This is a genomic window from Pseudomonas sp. TE6283, assembly GCF_054060555.1.
The window spans coordinates 53,924-72,200 of sequence record NZ_JBSSDH010000015.1; the positions used below are offsets into that span (position 1 = coordinate 53,924).

The window sequence follows — 18,277 nt, forward strand, 5'->3', positions numbered from 1 at the left end:
TTTCCTGGCCGAAGAGACCGTGATGTTCAAGCGATTGACCGTAGTACTGCTCGCCGCACTTGCCCTGAGCGCCTGTGACGGCGTCGACCCCAACTCGCCGCTGGGCCAGCGCAAGGCGATCTTCAAGCAGATGCTCAAGACCAGCGAAGACATGGGCGGCATGCTGCGCGGGCGGTTGCCCTTCGATGGCGGGAAGTTCGCCGAGGGCGCGGTGAAGCTGGATACCCTGGCCCATGAGCCGTGGCAGCACTTCCCGCAGGCGCGTGACGAGGGTGATAGCAGCGCGCGGGCCGAGGTCTGGGAGCGTCAGGCGCGGTTCCAGGACCTGGCCCGACAACTGGAGGGCGTCACTGGCGAGCTGGTCGCGGTCACCCGTACCCAGCCACTGGACGCGGCCCAGGTGAAGGCGCCGATGGACAAGGTCGAGGCGGCGTGCAAGGCCTGTCATAACGAGTTTCGCAATCACTGAGCCGAGAGGGGCTCTTGTGGGGGCTATCTGGTTAGCGTTCGAGCTCGTCCAGGGCCTCCTGCAGCTCCTTCTTCGCCTCGGCCAGTTTGTCCTTGCGCTTGTTGATCTTCTCCGCGTCGCCCTTCTTCATGGCCTCGTCCAGTTCCTTGGTGCGCTTGTACACTTCGTGGCGGGCGTCGAGCACCTTCTGCTCGCGCTCCTTGCGCAGGCCGGCATCGGTGCAGTGTTCAGTGACTTCGCTCAAGGCTTTTTCCAGCCCCGCCTGCTGGTCGCTGTTGCCATGGGCGCGGGCTTGTTCAATCTGTTCGCTGAGGGCCTGGCGCTTGGCCGCGCAACCGGTCAGTCGCGGCTGCTCTGGGGCGGCCAGCAGCGGGCTGGCGGCGAAGCCGAGCAGGGTGGACAGGGCGATGGACGAAAGCAGTTTCATCGGGGGGCTCCATTCGAGGCTGGGCAGCAGAAAGCGAAATGCTGCCCTGATCCGCGCAAATTAGAAACCCTCGATTGCATGGGAGCGCAAGTTTCGGACAAGTTCCTGGACCTGCTCGTGGGCGAAAAAGGCTTGCAGTTGCTCGGCCCGACCCGGCCCGACGCCAGGTTCGGCAAGCCATTGCTCGATGTTTCTGGAGGCCAGTGTGGGCCAGTCGGGGCCCAGTTGCAGGCCGGACGGCGCGGGTATGCCGAGGCCTCGCAGCCAACGCTGGAAGGGCTGTCGGCGGGCCTGGGCGAAAGCCGCATGCAATTGCCTGGCTCGTGCCTCGGCGATCCCCGGTACCTCGAACAGCTGTTTCTGATCGAGGCTCAGCCAATCGGATAACTGCACGATATGGCCACTTTCGACAAGGCGTTTCCAGGTTTCGGCCCCCAGCCCTGGCAGGTCGAGGCCCTGCTTGCCGCTCAACCAGGCGAGGCGGGCGATGAACTGCTGCTGGCATCCCTCGAGTGCCTGCCAGCAGCTGAAGGTGTGGTAGGTCGCCGGATCCGGAGCCTGCACGATGGGGCGTCGAGCGGCACGATGCACCACGCTTTGCAGGCGTGGGATGGTCATGCCGGCCAGGCTGATCGCTACCTGGTCACCCGGGCGGATATCCAGCTGCTTCCAGCGCGCCAGCGAGCCGAGGCTGAGCTGGCTTATCCGGCGGTCGTCCAGGGTCACCGGCTGCAATACGAGCAAGGGTGTGATGCGCCCGGTCCGGCCGATTCGAAACTGCACATCCCTGACCTGCGCCAGCGCCTGGGTGAAGGGGTATTTCCAGGCAGCGATCCAATAGGGCGCCTGGGCGCGCCAGCGCTGCGCCGCCGGGCGACTGTCCTGGCGCAGGATCACGCCGTCGGTGGCGAAGGGCAGGGGCGAGTGGTACCAGTGCTGGCGCCAGCGCGCTGCTTCGGCAAAGCCATCGATGGCCACGCTCAGGCGCTGGCTGTCGGTGAAGCCCAGTGCTGCCAGGCGTGCCAGGCGCTCGGCCTGGTTATCCGGGCCGTGTGGCCAGTCCCAGACGAACAGTCCGATGCCTGCGCCCTGCTCTTCGGTCATCCGCGTGCGTGCCAGCATCCCGGCGACGGTGCCGCGGGCATTGACGCTGCCTGCCTCGGCCTGCACATGGTTGTCCAGGCGCCAGTACAGCTCGCCTTGGAACACCGCGTCCAGCGGTTGGGAAAGTTGCTGCACGATGCCGCTCAGCAAGGGGATGTGTCGGCTCCAATCGTGGCCCAGTGTTCCATCGCCACGGCTGAGCAGGCTTGTCAGCTGGCCCTGGCGGTAGATCAGCGAAACCGCGACGCCATCGACCTTCGGCTGCATCCAGACATTGCGTTTGCCTTGCAGCCATCGGGACACGGCCTGCTCGTCGGCGAGCTTGCCGACGCCGGTGTGAGGTATCGGGTGGGGGGCTGTGCCGCGTGCGCTGGCCAGTGGAGCTTCGTCGTGGGAGAGGCCAAAGCAGGCTTGAAGCTCCAGCAGGTGCTGGCGGCTTTGATCGTAGAGTTCGTCGGTCACCAGGGCGACACCCTGGCCGTGGTACTGCTCGTCCCAGTGGGCGAGGGTGGCGCGCAGCCGGGCGACCTCGGCCTCGGCCTGCGCCGTGTCCCAGGTCGGGCAGGTGCTTGCCTGGGCGACGGGGTGGTGCAACAGCAGTGCAATGAAGATCAGCAGCAATGGCATGGCCGGCATCCTTGCGAGGCGGGGAAGTGCCCTCAGCCTAGGCGGGTGACGGTGTGGGTAGCGGCGGGGATTTGTCAGCCGATATGTCACGAAAAAGCCCCTGCCGATCACTCGGCAGGGGCTTTCCGTTACTGCTGTAGGAGGTTTACAGGCCAGCTGCGTCGCGCAGGGCGGCGGCGCGGTCGGTGCGCTCCCAAGTGAAGGTGGTGAACGTGTCGTCGCCGACGGTTTTCTGCTGCGGAGTACGGCCGAAGTGGCCGTAGGCCGCGGTCTCCTGGTACATCGGGTGCAGCAGGTCGAGCATGGTGGTGATGGCGTAAGGACGCAGGTCGAAGCATTCGCGCACCAGCTGGATGATCTTGTCGTCGGAAACCTTGCCGGTGCCGAAGGTGTTGATCGAAATGGAGGTCGGCTGGGCCACGCCGATGGCGTAGGACACCTGGATCTCGCAGCGCTCGGCCAGACCGGCGGCGACGATGTTCTTGGCCACGTAGCGGCCGGCATAGGCTGCAGACCGGTCGACCTTGGACGGGTCCTTGCCGGAGAACGCGCCGCCACCGTGGCGGGCCATGCCGCCGTAGGAGTCTACGATGATCTTGCGGCCGGTCAGGCCGCAGTCGCCCACCGGGCCACCGATGATGAAGTTGCCGGTCGGGTTGATGTGGTACTGCGTGCCCTTGTGCAGCAGCTCGGCCGGCAGGGTGTGCTTGACGATCAACTCCATCACCGCTTCCTGCAGGTCTTTCTGTGACACCTCAGGGTTGTGCTGGGTCGACAGGACGACGGCATCGATGCCCACTACCTTGCCGTTTTCGTAACGGCAGGTGACCTGCGACTTGGCATCCGGGCGCAGCCAAGGCAGCAGGCCGGACTTGCGCGCTTCGGCCTGGCGCTCGACAAGGCGGTGCGAGAAGCAGATCGGTGCAGGCATCAGCACTTCGGTCTCGTTGCTGGCGTAGCCGAACATCAGGCCCTGGTCGCCGGCGCCCTGGTCTTCCGGCTTGGAGCGGTCGACGCCCTGGGCGATATCCACCGACTGTTTGCCGATGATGTTCATCACGGCGCAGGTGGCGCCGTCGAAGCCGACGTCGGAGCTGTTGTAGCCGATGTCGATGATGACCTTGCGCACCAGGTCTTCCAGGTCGACCCAGGCCGAGGTGGTGACTTCACCGGCGATGATGGCGACACCGGTCTTGACCAGGGTTTCGCAGGCCACGCGGGCGTACTTGTCCTGGGCGATGATGGCGTCCAGCACCGCGTCGGAGATCTGGTCGGCAATCTTGTCCGGATGCCCTTCGGACACGGACTCGGAGGTGAAAAGGGAGTATTCGCTCATCTCGATGGGTTCCTGAAATTTACCGATGATGTATGTCGCCAGTGGCCCGCTGGAAATGCCGGACCTGGATCTGGAAACCGTTACGCAAGCCCACGTAGAGGCTGTCCCCTGGGGCCAGCCCTGCCGCGTTGGCCCAACGGGCCAGGTCGTCCTGCTCGAAGCCAAGCCACAGGTCGCCGCAGGCTTCGCGGGCCCACCCCTGGTCGTGGCTGCACAGCTCGGTGACCAGCAGGCTGCCGCCCGCTTTCACCCGTCTGGCCAGCAGGCGCAGGGCCTGGGCCGGGTCGCTGAAATGGTGCAGGACCATGTTCAGCACAACGCAGTCAGCTTCCACATCCGTTGCACCCAGTGCATCGGCCAACTGCAGGTTGACGTTGTTCAGTGCGTGGCGCTCGCATACCTGGCGGGCCAGCTCGAGCATGGTCGGACTGTTGTCCATGGCTGTGACCTGCTCGAAGCGCCTGGCCAGGTCGGGCAGGAAACCGCCGTCGCCGGGGCCGACCTCCAGGGCGCTGGCACCGGCCTCGAAGCTCAGCTTGTCGAGCAGCGCCAGCAGGCTTTCACGGTACTGTGGCAGGCCGGCGATCAGGTCCTGCTGGGCGCGGAACTTCTCTTCCACGCGCAGGAAGAAATCCTGGCTGGTGGCGGCGCGACGCTGCTGGACCTGGGCGATGCGGGCCTGCACCGCTTGAGGCAGGGCGAGGTCATCGACCTCCTCGAGCAGCGCCGAATGCAGGCGACCGCCCAGGCGCTGGCTGTCGGGCAGGGCGCGGCGGTAGAAGATCGCGTTTCCTTCGCGGCGGGTCGCCACCAGCTCGGCCTGGGCCAGCACCTTCAGGTGATGGCTCATGCCCGACTGGCCGATGTCGAAGATCTGTGCCAATTCCAGCACGCCGAACGAGTCGTTGGCCAATGCGCGCAGCACGTTCAGGCGCAGAGGGTCGCCGCCGGCCTTGCACAGGGCGGCCAGCTCGTCGCTGCGTTGTGGGGTGACGGGCGCATTGAAGTTCATGGGGCGGGAGTCTAGACAGGGGATGCTGTCGTCGCAATAGCAATATCAAAAAGTTTTGATATTGCCTGATCAGTGGCTTCCAGGGATTCCTCGTGGGAGTGCTTTGCCCCGCGATGGCGTCAGATCAGACATGGGATGGGCCAGGGCTGACGCCATCGCGGGGGCAGGCTCCCACAACCCCGCTTTTCTGCTCTTTTGCCAACCAATCACAGGAAAAAAGCCCGACTGCGACCATCCGTCATTGCCCCCGGCCCCCCCTGTGGGCGAAAATGGTCGTCTTTTTCGCTTCACCACCTATTTCAAGCCTCAGGAGACTCAGCGATGCCCAGCCGTCGTGAACGTGCCAACGCCATTCGTGCCCTCAGCATGGATGCCGTGCAAAAGGCCAACAGCGGCCACCCAGGTGCCCCCATGGGCATGGCGGATATCGCCGAAGTGCTGTGGCGCGACTACCTGAAACACAACCCGAGCAACCCAAGCTTCGCCGACCGTGACCGCTTCGTGCTGTCCAACGGGCACGGCTCGATGCTGATCTACTCGCTGCTGCACCTGACCGGCTACGACGTCACCATCGACGACCTCAAGGCTTTCCGCCAGCTACACAGCCGCACTCCGGGCCACCCGGAATTCGGCTATACCCCAGGCGTCGAGACCACCACCGGTCCACTTGGCCAGGGTATCGCCAACGCCGTGGGCTTCGCCCTGGCGGAAAAAGTGCTGGCCGCCCAGTTCAACCGTGAAGGCCACGACATCGTCGACCACAACACCTACGTGTTCCTCGGCGATGGCTGCATGATGGAAGGCATCTCCCATGAAGTCGCCTCGCTGGCCGGCACCCTGGGTCTGAACAAGCTGATCGCCTTCTACGACGACAACGGCATCTCCATCGACGGTGAAGTCCATGGCTGGTTCACCGACAACACCCCGGCGCGCTTCGAGGCCTACAACTGGCTGGTGATCCGCAACGTCAACGGCCACGACGCCGACGAGATCAAGACCGCCATCGAGACCGCGCGCAAGAGCGACCGTCCGACCCTGATCTGCTGCAAGACCATCATCGGCTTCGGCTCGCCGAACAAGCAGGGCAAGGAAGACTGCCACGGCGCACCGCTGGGCAACGACGAAATCGCCCTGGCGCGCAAGGAACTGAACTGGAACCACGGCCCATTTGAAATCCCTGCCGACATCTACGCCGAATGGGATGCCAAGGAAGCCGGCGCCAAGGTCGAGGCCGAATGGAACCAGCGTTTCGACGCCTACGCCAAGGCCTACCCTGAGCTGGCCGCCGAGTTCAAGCGCCGCGCCGCAGGCGACCTGCCAGCCGACTTCTCCGAGAAGGCCCAGGCCTACATCAACGAAGTTGCCGCCAAGGGCGAGACCATCGCCAGCCGCAAGGCCAGCCAGAACACCCTGAACGCCTTCGGCCCGCTGCTGCCCGAGTTCCTCGGTGGCTCGGCCGACCTCGCCGGCTCCAACCTGACCCTGTGGAAAGGCTGCAAGGGCGTCGAAGCCAACGATGCCAGCGGCAACTACGTGTTCTACGGCGTGCGCGAGTTCGGCATGACCGCCATCATGAACGGCGTCGCCCTGCACGGCGGCCTGGTGCCCTACGGCGCCACCTTCCTGATGTTCATGGAGTACGCCCGCAACGCCGTGCGCATGTCGGCCCTGATGAAGCAGCGCGTGATCCACGTCTACACCCACGACTCCATCGGCCTGGGTGAAGACGGCCCGACCCACCAGCCGATTGAACAGCTGACCAGCCTGCGCAGCACGCCGAACCTGGACACCTGGCGCCCGGCCGACGCGGTGGAATCCGCCGTGTCCTGGAAGCATGCCCTGGAGCGCAAGGACGGCCCGTCGGCGCTGATCTTCTCGCGCCAGAACCTGCAGCACCAGACCCGCGACGCCCAGCAGATCGCCGATATCGCCCGTGGCGGTTACGTGCTCAAGGACTGCGCCGGCGAGCCTGAGCTGATCCTGATCGCCACCGGCTCCGAAGTCGGCCTGGCCGTTCAAGCCTTCGACAAGCTGACCGCCGAAGGCCGCAAGGTCCGTGTCGTGTCGATGCCGAGCACCAGCGTGTTCGACGCCCAGGATGCCGCGTACAAGCAGTCGGTACTGCCGCTGGAAGTTGGCGCGCGGATCGCCATCGAAGCCGCTCACGCTGACTTCTGGTACAAGTACGTCGGCCTCGAAGGCCGCGTGATCGGCATGACCACCTACGGCGAGTCGGCTCCGGCCAGTGCGCTGTTCGAGGAATTCGGCTTCACCCTGGACAACATCCTGGGCACCGCCGAAGAGCTGCTGGAAGACTGATTCAGACTGTGCGAGGCGAGGGCGTTGCCCTCGTTTCGCGACACAAGGCCGCTCCTACAAGGCATGGCGTACACCGTACCCTGTAGGAGCGGCCTTGCGTCGCGATGGGCCGCAACGCGGCCCCCAAAGCCATCATGCGTTAGCGAGCCATCGAATGCCCCACCCGCGTCCCTACAAAGTTGCACTCAACGGTTACGGCCGCATCGGCCGCTGTGTCCTGCGCGCACTGTTCGAGCGGGGGGCGAAGGCCGGTTTCGAGATCGTCGCGCTGAACGACCTGGCCGACCAGGACAGTCTGGAATACCTGACGCGCTTCGACTCCACCCACGGGCGTTTCCCCGGCGAGGTGAAGGTCGACGGCGACTGTCTGCATATCAACGGCGACTGCGTGAAAGTGCTGCGCAGCGCTACCCCGGAAGGCATCGACTGGGCCGCCCTGGACATCGACCTGGTGCTGGAGTGCTCCGGCGCCTACCACACCCGTGCCGACGGCCAGCGCTTCCTCGATGCCGGCGCGCCACGGGTGCTGTTTTCCCAGCCCATGGCCAGCGAGGCGGACATCGACGCCACGGTGGTCTACGGGGTCAACCAGGATTGCCTGACCGGCAGCGAACTGCTGGTGTCCAACGCCTCCTGCACCACCAACTGCGGCGTGCCGCTGCTGCGCGTGCTGGACCAAGCCTTTGGCATCGAATACGTGCAGATCACCACCATCCACTCGGCGATGAACGATCAGCCGGTGATCGACGCCTACCATCACGAAGACCTGCGTCGCACCCGTTCGGCATTCCAGTCGGTGATTCCGGTGTCCACCGGCCTGGCCCGGGGTATCGAACGCCTGCTGCCGGAACTTGCCGGGCGAATCCAGGCCAAAGCGGTACGCGTGCCGACCGTCAACGTCTCATGCCTGGACATCACCCTGCAGACTTCCCGCGATACCAGCGCCGAGGAAGTCAACCGGGTGCTGCGCGAGGCTGCCCTGGATGGCCCGCTGAAAGGCTTGCTGGCCTACACCGAGCTGCCCCACGCCAGCTGTGATTTCAACCATGACCCGCATTCGGCCATCGTCGATGCCAGCCAGACCCGCGTCTCAGGCCCCCGCCTGGTGAACCTGCTGGCCTGGTTCGACAACGAATGGGGGTTTGCCAACCGTATGCTCGACGTTGCCGAACATTATCTGCACGTCGTACACCCAACCCGCAGCAAACAGCCCTGAAGGACTGCATTCATGACCGTGTTGAAGATGACCGACCTCGACCTGCAAGGTAAGCGCGTACTGATTCGCGAAGACCTCAACGTCCCTGTGAAGGACGGTGTGGTAGCCAGCGACGCGCGTATCCTGGCAGCGCTGCCGACCATCAAGCTGGCCCTGGAGAAGGGCGCGGCGGTGATGGTCTGCTCGCACCTGGGCCGCCCGACCGAAGGCGAGTTCTCTGCCGAGAACAGCCTCAAGCCGGTTGCCGACTACCTGAGCAAGGCCCTGGGCCGTGACGTGCCGCTGGTCGCCGATTACCTCGACGGCGTTCAGGTTCAGGCCGGTGACCTGGTGCTGTTCGAAAACGTGCGCTTCAACAAGGGCGAGAAGAAGAACGCCGACGAGTTGGCGCAGAAGTACGCCGCCCTGTGCGACGTGTTCGTCATGGATGCCTTCGGTACCGCCCACCGCGCCGAAGGCTCCACCCACGGCGTCGCCAAGTTCGCCAAGGTCGCCGCCGCAGGCCCGCTGCTGGCCGCCGAGCTGGATGCCCTGGGCAAGGCCCTGAAGGCCCCGGCCAAACCGATGGCCGCCATCGTCGCCGGTTCCAAGGTGTCGACCAAGCTGGACGTGCTGAACAGCCTGAGCGCGGTCTGCGACCAGCTGATCGTCGGTGGCGGCATTGCCAACACCTTCCTGGCCGCCGCCGGTCACCCGGTCGGCAAATCGCTGTACGAGCCTGACCTGGTCGAGACCGCCAAGGCCATCGCCGCCAAGGTCAGCGTACCGCTGCCGGTGGACGTGGTGGTCGCCAAGGAATTCGCCGAGAGCGCCGAAGCCACCGTCAAGGCGATCGCTGACGTGGCCGCCGACGACATGATCCTGGACATCGGTCCGAAGACCGCCGAGCAGTTCGCCGGGTTGCTGAAGACCTCGAAGACTATCCTGTGGAACGGTCCGGTCGGTGTGTTCGAGTTCGACCAGTTCGGCAACGGCACCAAGGTCCTGGCCAAGGCCATCGCCGACAGCGCCGCGTTCTCCATCGCCGGTGGCGGCGACACCCTGGCGGCCATCGACAAGTATGGCGTGGGTGCCGATATCTCCTACATTTCTACCGGTGGCGGCGCGTTCCTCGAGTTCGTCGAGGGCAAGGTCCTGCCTGCCGTGGCAATCCTGGAAGAGCGGGCCAAGGCCTGAGCGTGAAGGCGCCTGGCAAAGGGAGCGACCTGATGGTCAAGCAATTGCCTGTGATGATCGTGGCCTTGTTGCTGGGCGCCTGTTCCAGCAACAAGGGCAGCGAGGCCGATCCGGCGCAGCCGCCCAAGGGCGGTTGCTACCAGTCCCAGTGGCAGGCGGAGACGGCACCGGTGATCAACAAGCGCCTGGGGCCGGACGGCCTGGAAAAGTACGACGACGAACACCAGCGCAAGGCCCCGGGCTGCCCTTGATCGGGTGGTTGGCAACCTGGCAAGGATTTCGTGGTCTTGAATACCGGGGCTGCAGGGCAGCCCCCAGCGGAGTAGTTTGATGAAAGTGCTTCTGGCCGCACTGGCCCTGGCGATCCTGGCAGGCTGCTCGCTGCTGCAGCCGGCCCAACAGGCCCCGGCGGACAACTGGACCCGCTGGGTTTGCGACAGCCAGGCCGAAGTGCTGTGGCGCTTCGCCGACGCGCAGCAGGACACAGTCGATGTCCGTCTTGGCGGCGGCGACCAAGTCCATCGGCTCAAGGCCGAGCCGGGTGCCTCCGGTGCGCTGTACAGCGATGGCATGCTGGCCTTCCACACCAAAGGTGACGAAGGCCTGGTGTACTGGGTGGCGACCAACGATCTGATTGGGCGGGGCTGCAAGGCACCGTGACTGGCCGGGCCACGTAGATGGCCCACACTACTTGAACAGCAACCGCCCCTGCGGCAGGCTTGCATGAAACAAACGACGCTTGTCGGGAGAGAGATACACAATGGCACTCATTAGCATGCGCCAGATGCTGGACCACGCCGCCGAGTTCGGCTACGGCGTTCCGGCTTTCAACGTCAACAACCTCGAGCAGATGCGCGCCATCATGGAAGCCGCAGACGCCACCGACTCTCCGGTCATCGTCCAGGCCTCGGCCGGCGCCCGCAAGTACGCAGGGGCCCCGTTCCTGCGTCACCTGATCCTGGCCGCCATCGAAGAGTTCCCGCACATCCCGGTGTGCATGCACCAGGATCACGGCACCAGCCCAGACGTGTGCCAGCGCTCGATCCAGCTGGGCTTCAGCTCGGTGATGATGGACGGCTCGCTGAAGGAAGACGGCAAGACCCCGTCCGACTACGACTACAACGTCCGCGTCACCCAGCAGACCGTGGCGTTCGCCCACGCCTGCGGTGTGTCGGTGGAAGGTGAGCTGGGCTGCCTGGGCAGCCTGGAAACCGGCCAGGCCGGCGAGGAAGACGGCGTGGGCGCAGAAGGCATCCTGGACCACAGCCAGATGCTGACCGACCCCGAAGAAGCCGCCGACTTCGTCAAGAAGACCCAGGTCGATGCCCTGGCCATCGCCATCGGTACCAGCCACGGCGCCTACAAGTTCACCAAGCCACCCACCGGTGACATCCTGGCGATCGACCGCATCAAGGAAATCCACAAGCGCATCCCCAACACCCACCTGGTGATGCACGGTTCCTCGTCGGTACCGCAGGAATGGCTGAAGATCATCAACGAGTTCGGTGGTGACATCAAAGAGACCTACGGCGTGCCGGTCGAGGAAATCGTCGAAGGCATCAAGTACGGCGTGCGCAAGGTCAACATCGATACCGACCTGCGTCTGGCGTCCACCGGTGCCATCCGTCGCTACATGGCTGCGCACCCAAGCGAGTTCGACCCACGCAAGTTCTTCGCCGAGACCGTGAAGGCCATGCGTGACGTGTGTATCGCCCGCTACGAAGCCTTCGGCACCGCCGGCAATGCTTCGAAGATCAAGCCGATCACCCTCGAAGGCATGTTCCAGCGTTACGCCAAAGGTGAACTGGCCGCCAAGATCAACTGATCCGGCGTCGTTCAACGAAGGAGCCCGCAGCGATGCGGGCTTTTTCGTGCCCGTACGTCGCCTGCCCACCGTTTATACCGTTAGTCGGCTAACATCGGTTCAGATGGCTTATGGCCATCTGCCTGCATTGCGTCTTCGGGGCCCGAGTCTAGAGTAATAATCGGATCCAATCACAAGTCGCAGTTGGACTTACCAAGAGAAGCAGCATGGATGGCGCTTATTCACAATCACCGGAAAGCAGCTCGGTGCTGCTGGTCGTAGACGACTACCCGGAAAACCTCATCAGCATGCGGGCCTTGCTGTCCCGCCAGGATTGGCAGGTACTGACCGCCAGTTCAGGGATGGAAGCCCTGAGCACCCTGCTCGAACACGAAGTCGACCTGGTCCTGCTCGACGTGCAGATGCCCGAAATGGACGGCTTCGAGGTGGCCCGGCTGATGCGCGGCAGCCAACGCACGCGGCTGACCCCGATCATCTTCCTCACCGCCAACGAACAGTCCGAGGCGGCGGTGCTCAAAGGCTATGCCAGCGGTGCTGTGGACTACCTGTTCAAACCCTTCGACCCGCAGATTCTCAAGCCCAAGGTCCAGGCCCAGTTGGAGCAGCAGCGCAACCGGCGCATGCTGCAACGCCTGACCCGCGAACTGGAATCGGCGCGGGCCTTCAATGCCTCGATCCTGGAGAACGCCGCCGAGGGCATTCTGGTGGTGGACGAGTCGGGCTGCATCGGCTTCGCCAACCCGGCCATCTCGCGCCTGCTCGATGCCCCGGTGGACAAGTTGCAGGGCGCGCACATGCTGGACCTGATCCAGCTGCCCTGCGCCAACCTGTGGCACGAGTCGGACTTCTACCAGGCCTACCTGGGCCGGCAGATCTTCCGCGTGCATGACGCCCAGCTGCGTACACTCGCAGGCCAGTTGGTGCCGGTGGCGCTGTCCTGCGCGCCGCTGCCCGCCGAACAGAAGGCAATGGTGGTGACGGTGCTGGACATGTCGGTGGTGCGCAACCTGCACCAGCAGCTCGAATACCAGGCGGTCACCGACCCGCTGACCGGGCTGCTCAACCGCCGTGGCTTCTACCAGGCCGCCGAGAGCGCGCTGCTGCGCAACGAGCGCTCGGACAAGGCCAAGGCCTTGATGTACATGGACCTGGATGGCTTCAAGCGGATCAACGACCTGCTTGGCCACGAGGCCGGCGACAAGGTCCTGCGTTGGGTGGCCGATCAGCTCAAGGAGTGCCTGGGCAGCGAGGCACTGTTGGCCAGGATGGGCGGTGACGAGTTCACCGCGTTGTTCGACGGACTGCCATACCCCGAGCAGGCCGGACGCTATGCCGAGAAGCTGCTGGAGCGGATGTCGAGCTTCCAGCAGGTGGACGGCCTGGAGGTCAACCTGGGGGTGAGCATCGGCATCGCCACCTACCCGGACTGCGGCGCCAACGTGGAAGGCCTGCTGCGGGCGGCCGATGCCGCAATGTATGCGGCCAAGCAGGCCGGGCGCCAGCAGTACCGTTTCTACGACCAGGAACTCAATGGCCGCGCCCGTTCGCGACTGATGCTCGAGGACAGCGTGCGCACGGCCATCGAGCAAAACGACTTCAGCCTGGTCTACCAGCCCCAGGTGGCGTTCGCCGACGGTCGGCTGCGCGGCTTCGAGGCGCTGTTGCGTTGGAAGCACCCGAGTGTCGGCGATGTGCCCCCCGGACTGTTCATTCCCTTGTTGGAAGAGGCGCGGCTGATCAACCGCCTGGCCAGCTGGATCTATCGCAAGGGCGCCGCGCAGCGCAATGCCTGGAGCGAGCGCTTCGGTTCGCAGCTGGTGCTGGGCATCAGCCTGAGCCGTGCCCAGTTCACCATGCCTGGATTGGTCGATGAACTGGCCCAGGTGATCGACAAGCACCAACTGCAGCCCGCTCAGCTGGAGGTGGAGGTGGCCGAGACGTCGCTGATGTACAACATCGACGCGGCGGTGAAGCAGGTGCACCGCCTGCGCGAGCTGGGTATTCGCGTGGCACTGGACGACTTCGGTGCCGGCGATTGCTCGTTGCGCATGCTGCGCGACCTGCCCATCGACACCCTCAAACTTGACCGCCACCTGGTTGCGCGGCTGCCGGACTCGGCGGCGGACATCGCGCTGGTGCGCAGCGTCATTGGCCTGTGCGCGGCCTACGACATCACGGTGATCGCCGAGGGCGTGGAGACCCAGCCCCAGGCAGAATGGCTCAAGGACGCCGGCTGCGCCTACGTGCAAGGATTCCTGGTCGCCCGTCCGCTGACCGCCAGCGATGCTGGCAACTTCCCGGTGGTTTTCCCATGGGCGTCGTGATTGGCTAAACTCGCGTCTTCCCGTTCCGAACGCCTGCCATGACCGCCTTACGCTACCTGCAAGCCTACCCGCCACACCTGCAGGAACAGGTGCGCCAGATGATCGCCAGCGATCGCCTGGGCGACTATCTGCGCCAGCGCTACCCCGAGCGCCATGACGTGCAGAGTGACAAGGCGCTGTACGGCTATGCCCAGGAAATCAAGCAGCAGTACCTGCGCAGTGCGCCGCCGCTGGACAAGGTGCTGTTCGACAACCGCCTGGACCTCACCCACCGGGCGCTGGGCCTGAACACGGCGGTGTCGCGGGTGCAGGGCGGCAAGCTCAAGGCGAAGAAGGAAATCCGCGTCGCCTCGCTGTTTCGCGAGGCGGCGCCGCAGTTTTTGCGCATGATCGTGGTGCATGAGCTGGCGCACCTGAGGGAACGCGACCACAACAAGGCCTTCTACCAGCTCTGCCAGCACATGGAGCCGGACTACCATCAACTGGAATTCGACCTGCGCGTCTACCTGACCTATCGGGAGCTGCCGGGCAACACCTGAGGGACAAGCACCCCATGACCACGGAAGTGAGCAAGACCCGCAGCAGCTTCTACCGCCGCCTCTATGTGGCCTGGCTGATCGACAGCCAGACCGCCACCAGCGTGCCGGCGCTGATGGAGGCCACCGGCATGCCGCGACGCACCGCCCAGGACACCATCGCCGCCCTGGCCGACCTGGATATCGTCTGCGAGTTCGAGCAGCAGGCCGGCGCGCGCAACCATGCCGGGCATTACCGCATCCGCGACTGGGGGGCGATCGACAAGCAGTGGATCATCCAGCACCTGCGCCAGTTGCGCGAAGTGTTGGGTTATCCCTGAGTTTCACTACCACCTGTACGTCACACCTCTCTTTCAGGATGTTCCGGATGTCTGCCAAGGCCATTGACGCTCGCTTCAGCAACTACGCCGCCATGGCCGATGGTGTCGCGACCCTGTTGTTCCCCCATGCCGAAGTGGTGGTCCACGACCTGCGCAGCCAGACGGTCGTGCATATCGCCAACAATATCTCCAGGCGGCAGTTGGGCGACGACTCGGCACTTGAGGATCTACCGGGCGAACTGAGCGCCACGACGCCGTTGGGGCCATACGAGAAACTCAACTGGAACGGTCAGAAAGTGCGCTCGATCAGCAGTGTCATGGTCGATGAGGCCGGTGCTCCCGAGGCGCTGTTGTGCATCAACTTCAATGTCTCGGTGCTGGAGCAGGCCAAGCAGGCACTGGACCTGTTCTTCCAGGCCAGCCGCTTGCTGCCCCAGCCAGACGTGCTGTTCCGTGATGACTGGCAGGAGCGCATCAACACCTTCCTGCATGCCTGGCTCAGGCAGCATGGCTTGAGCCTCGAGGGGCTCAGCCGGGAGCACAAGCGCGAGCTGGTCGAGGCCCTGCACGGAGAAGGCGCCTTCCGCGGCGGCGGTACATACGACTACGTGGCCAATATCCTCGGCATGGGCAGGGCGACGGTCTACAAGTATGTAAAGCTCGCTCGGGAGGCATAGCTTCCAGGCTTGTACTTGGTGGAAAAATATTCTACGGTGGATTTTTATTCCATTGTGCGTCAGCGCCTGTCTGTCGCTTCCCGAGGAGATTCCGCCCCATGCCTATCGACGATCTGGCGCTCGAGCAGCTGTACCAGTCCATTTTCCAGGCTCATCAGGCCTTGCGCCCGCAGGTGCCGGTGACCCCGCTGGCACACAGCCTGGCGCTCTCGGCCAAGACCGGGTGCGACGTCCACCTCAAGTGCGAACACCTCCAGCTGACCGGTTCGTTCAAGTTCCGCGGCGCCAGCAACAAGCTGCGGCTGCTGGGCGAGGCGCAACGCAGCAGGGGGGTTATCGCAGCTTCCTCGGGCAATCATGGGCAAGGGCTTGCCCTGGCCGGTCAGTTGCTGGGCGTGCCGGTGACGGTGTATGTCAGCGATGACGCCTCGCCGGCCAAGATCGAGGCGATGTGTCTGCTGGGGGCGCAGGTGCAGGTCCTGGAGCTCGATTCGCTGGGGGCGGAGCAACTGGCTCGTGAAGAGGCTGGGCGTCAGAACAAGCCGTTCGTCTCGCCGTACAACGACCTGGAGGTCATCGCCGGGCAGGGGACCATTGGCATGGAGCTGTTCGAGCAGGCGCCGGACCTGGATGCAGTGTTCGTCGCAGTGGGCGGTGGCGGGATGGTCGCTGGCATCGCCGCCGCACTGCACAAGTTGGCTCCGTCGGTGGAGATCATCGGTTGCTGGCCGGCCAATGCGCCGACCCTGCAACGCTCCATCGAACAGGGCCAGATCATCGAGATGGACGAGTTGCCCACCCTGTCCGACGGCACCGCCGGTGGCGTGGAGGCGGATGCGGTCACTTTGCCTGTCTGCCAGCGCCTGCTGACGCGCACCGTGCTGGTCAGCGAGGACGAGATCAGGCAGGCCATGCGCGACGCCGCCGCCTGCGAGCGCTGGATCATCGAAGGTGCCGCCGCCGTCGCATTGGCCGGCATGAAGCAACTGGCAGGGCAATACCAGGGCAAGAAGGTGGCGGTGGTGTTGTGCGGGCGCAACATTCAGCTGGAGAAATACCTGGAGGCTGTCGCATGAAGATCCACGATCTGCAGGCGATCAAGACCTGCCTCGACCTCGACGCGATCGAACAACGGCTGGTGGAGGGTTTCAAGGCATACAGTGCCGGCCAAGTGCAGGCCCCGCCGGTGCAGACCTTCCAGTTTCGCCAGGCCAATGGCGATTGCTGCATCAAGTCGGCGTATCTCGAAGGCGGCGAAACCTTCGTGGTCAAGGTCTCCAGTGGTTTCTACGACAATCCGGGCAGGGGCCTGCCCAGCAATGACGGTTTGATGCTGGTGCTGTCGGCCCGCACCGGTGAACCGCTGGCCTGGTTGGCCGACCAGGGTTGGCTGACCGCCGTGCGCACCGCCCTGGCCGGGCGTATTGCTGCCCGCCTGCTGGCCCCGCGCGAGGTTGAGGCGATCGGCGTGCTTGGTACCGGTCTGCAGGCCCGACTGCAACTGGAGTACCTGATGCCGCTGACGAACTGCCGCCAGGTGGTGGTCTGGGGGCGCAGCGAGCAAGGCTTGTCGGACTACCGTGAGTATGCCCGGGCGTTGGGTTTCAGCGTGCAGACGGTCGGGCATCCACAGCCTGTCGCGCAGGCAGCCAATCTGATCGTCACCACCACTCCGTCACGTGAGCCGTTGCTCAGGCGTGAATGGGTCCGTCCCGGCACCCATATCACGGCGGTCGGCGCGGACTGCGTCGGCAAGCAGGAACTGGATGCGGCGCTGGTCGCCTCGACGTCGCGAATCATCGTTGACTCGCAGGCCCAGTGTGGAGCCTATGGCGAGGTTTCCCACGCGCTCCAGGCGGGGGTGCTCGAACCTTCCCGCTTGCTGGAGTTGGGCGCGGTGCTGGCTGGCCAGGGCTCGGGGCGGCAGGCTCAGGATGAGATCACCCTGGCCGACCTGACTGGCGTCGCGGTGCAGGATGCGCAGATTGCCCAGTGGGTCTTCGAGCGCCTGTGCGGATGAACGATCAAATTATCCACAGTCCGGCCAAAATAGAGGCAATTTGACAGTATCGTCGCGTGCCACATTGATCAGCCTTGTGTAGGCTGCCAGAGCAGTAGTCGTTAAGATCGCCGTTACCGCGTGGGTTACCAATTGCGAAAGGACTTGAGCATGCGGCCACTGCTTTGCGTTCTTGGTTTACTCGGGCTGTTGTGCGCGGGGCCAGCCCTGGCCCAGGGCAAGCTGCGGCTGGTGGCCGACAGCTGGCCGCCGTTTACCGACACCAGCATGCCCGGTGGCGGCCTGGCCACCAGCATCGTCACCACGGCGCTGACCCGCGCCGGCTACGCCACCGAGTTCGAGGAGGTGCCTTGGGCAAGGGCGCTGATGGGCGTGGGCGAGGGGCGCTACGACGTGCTGATCAACGCTTGGTATAACGACGAGCGAACCCTGATCGGCCAGTTCTCGGGCGCCTATCTGGTCAACCGCATCCGCCTTCTCAAGCGTGAGGGCGAAGCGTTCGCCTATGCACGCCAGTCCGACCTTTATCCCTACACCATCGCCGTGGTGCGCGATTACGCCTACTCCCCTGAATTCGACAGCGACGAGCGCCTGAACAAGGTGCCGGTGCGCAGCTTCTCGTCCGCGGTGCGCATGCTGGCCGCCGGCCGGGTCAACCTGGCAGTGGAGGACGAGTACGTCGCGCGTTACAACCTGCAGCGCGAGCCGCAGCCGGTGCGGGAGGGGGTGGCGTTCGTCGACCCGCCGCTGAGCGAGAACAGCCTGCACATCCTGGTCAGCCTCAAGCACCCGGAGCATCAGAAGATCGTCGCCCGCTTCGAGAAGGCGATCGCCACGATGAAGGCCGACGGCAGCTACGACCGGCTGCTGCGCCAGCATGGGTTCTGAT

The 18,277-nt window shown here is 64.6% G+C and carries 18 protein-coding genes; 14 read left to right on the forward strand and 4 right to left on the reverse strand.

Translation table 11 applies throughout. The features are described 5' to 3' along the window. The first annotated feature begins 22 nt into the window (after positions 1-22). Complete coding sequence (locus ACVWZ5_RS18915; RefSeq protein WP_062572626.1) at positions 23-469, forward strand: c-type cytochrome; 447 nt, start codon at positions 23-25, stop codon at positions 467-469. A 31-nt stretch (positions 470-500) separates the two neighbouring features. Here ACVWZ5_RS18915 and ACVWZ5_RS18920 read toward each other — a convergent pair whose 3' ends face one another. From ACVWZ5_RS18920 to ACVWZ5_RS18935, 4 genes are all read right to left on the reverse strand, one after another. Further along, the gene (locus tag ACVWZ5_RS18920; protein WP_084943357.1) at positions 501-896 is read right to left on the reverse strand and encodes a DUF1090 domain-containing protein; all 396 of its coding nucleotides are present in this window, start codon (positions 894-896) and stop codon (positions 501-503) included. Positions 897-956: 60 nt separating this feature from the next. Further along, positions 957-2,627, reverse strand: coding sequence for an NAD-dependent DNA ligase LigB (gene ligB, locus ACVWZ5_RS18925; protein ID WP_084943353.1), 1,671 nt, complete (start codon positions 2,625-2,627; stop codon positions 957-959). Between the two features lie 145 nt (positions 2,628-2,772). Then, positions 2,773-3,963, reverse strand: coding sequence for a methionine adenosyltransferase (metK, locus tag ACVWZ5_RS18930; RefSeq protein WP_028688327.1), 1,191 nt, complete (start codon positions 3,961-3,963; stop codon positions 2,773-2,775). 19 nt (positions 3,964-3,982) lie between these two features. Then, positions 3,983-4,975: an ArsR/SmtB family transcription factor gene (locus ACVWZ5_RS18935; RefSeq protein WP_062572629.1), complete on the reverse strand. Its 993-nt coding sequence runs from the start codon at positions 4,973-4,975 to the stop codon at positions 3,983-3,985. Positions 4,976-5,296: 321 nt separating this feature from the next. On the opposite strand from ACVWZ5_RS18935, the gene tkt reads away from it, so the two are divergent. The 13 genes from tkt (at position 5,297) to ACVWZ5_RS19000 (ending at position 18,276) form a co-directional block, all read left to right on the forward strand. Continuing rightward, positions 5,297-7,294, forward strand: a complete 1,998-nt coding sequence (gene tkt, locus ACVWZ5_RS18940) for a transketolase (RefSeq protein ID WP_062572630.1) — start codon at positions 5,297-5,299, stop codon at positions 7,292-7,294. A 154-nt stretch (positions 7,295-7,448) separates the two neighbouring features. Beyond that, positions 7,449-8,510: an erythrose-4-phosphate dehydrogenase gene (gene epd, locus ACVWZ5_RS18945; RefSeq protein WP_084943349.1), complete on the forward strand. Its 1,062-nt coding sequence runs from the start codon at positions 7,449-7,451 to the stop codon at positions 8,508-8,510. Between the two features lie 12 nt (positions 8,511-8,522). Continuing rightward, complete coding sequence (locus ACVWZ5_RS18950; RefSeq protein ID WP_062572631.1) at positions 8,523-9,686, forward strand: phosphoglycerate kinase; 1,164 nt, start codon at positions 8,523-8,525, stop codon at positions 9,684-9,686. Positions 9,687-9,718: 32 nt separating this feature from the next. Then, positions 9,719-9,937: a hypothetical protein gene (locus ACVWZ5_RS18955; RefSeq protein WP_050707230.1), complete on the forward strand. Its 219-nt coding sequence runs from the start codon at positions 9,719-9,721 to the stop codon at positions 9,935-9,937. A gap of 79 nt (positions 9,938-10,016) precedes the next feature. Continuing rightward, a complete protein-coding gene (locus ACVWZ5_RS18960) occupies positions 10,017-10,346 on the forward strand; it encodes an MliC family protein (RefSeq protein ID WP_062572632.1) in 330 nt (109 codons plus the stop codon). Positions 10,347-10,446: 100 nt separating this feature from the next. Then, the gene (gene fba, locus ACVWZ5_RS18965) at positions 10,447-11,511 is read left to right on the forward strand and encodes a class II fructose-bisphosphate aldolase (RefSeq protein WP_028688320.1); all 1,065 of its coding nucleotides are present in this window, start codon (positions 10,447-10,449) and stop codon (positions 11,509-11,511) included. Positions 11,512-11,717: 206 nt separating this feature from the next. After that, positions 11,718-13,835, forward strand: coding sequence for a putative bifunctional diguanylate cyclase/phosphodiesterase (locus tag ACVWZ5_RS18970; RefSeq protein WP_062572633.1), 2,118 nt, complete (start codon positions 11,718-11,720; stop codon positions 13,833-13,835). Positions 13,836-13,873: 38 nt separating this feature from the next. After that, on the forward strand, positions 13,874-14,374 hold the full coding sequence (locus ACVWZ5_RS18975; protein ID WP_023631708.1) for a M48 metallopeptidase family protein: 501 nt from the start codon (positions 13,874-13,876) through the stop codon (positions 14,372-14,374). A 14-nt stretch (positions 14,375-14,388) separates the two neighbouring features. After that, positions 14,389-14,691 carry a winged helix-turn-helix domain-containing protein gene (locus ACVWZ5_RS18980; RefSeq protein WP_028688318.1) on the forward strand — a complete coding sequence of 101 codons (303 nt, stop codon included), beginning with the start codon at positions 14,389-14,391 and terminating at the stop codon, positions 14,689-14,691. Between the two features lie 47 nt (positions 14,692-14,738). Then, complete coding sequence (locus ACVWZ5_RS18985; protein ID WP_062572634.1) at positions 14,739-15,368, forward strand: helix-turn-helix transcriptional regulator; 630 nt, start codon at positions 14,739-14,741, stop codon at positions 15,366-15,368. Between the two features lie 98 nt (positions 15,369-15,466). Continuing rightward, complete coding sequence (locus ACVWZ5_RS18990) at positions 15,467-16,444, forward strand: threonine/serine dehydratase (RefSeq protein WP_084943344.1); 978 nt, start codon at positions 15,467-15,469, stop codon at positions 16,442-16,444. Further along, complete coding sequence (locus tag ACVWZ5_RS18995; protein WP_084943342.1) at positions 16,441-17,388, forward strand: ornithine cyclodeaminase family protein; 948 nt, start codon at positions 16,441-16,443, stop codon at positions 17,386-17,388. The genes ACVWZ5_RS18990 and ACVWZ5_RS18995 overlap by 4 nt, the downstream gene beginning before the upstream one ends. A 150-nt stretch (positions 17,389-17,538) precedes the next feature. Then, complete coding sequence (locus tag ACVWZ5_RS19000; RefSeq protein ID WP_084943339.1) at positions 17,539-18,276, forward strand: substrate-binding periplasmic protein; 738 nt, start codon at positions 17,539-17,541, stop codon at positions 18,274-18,276. Position 18,277 lies beyond the last annotated feature (1 nt).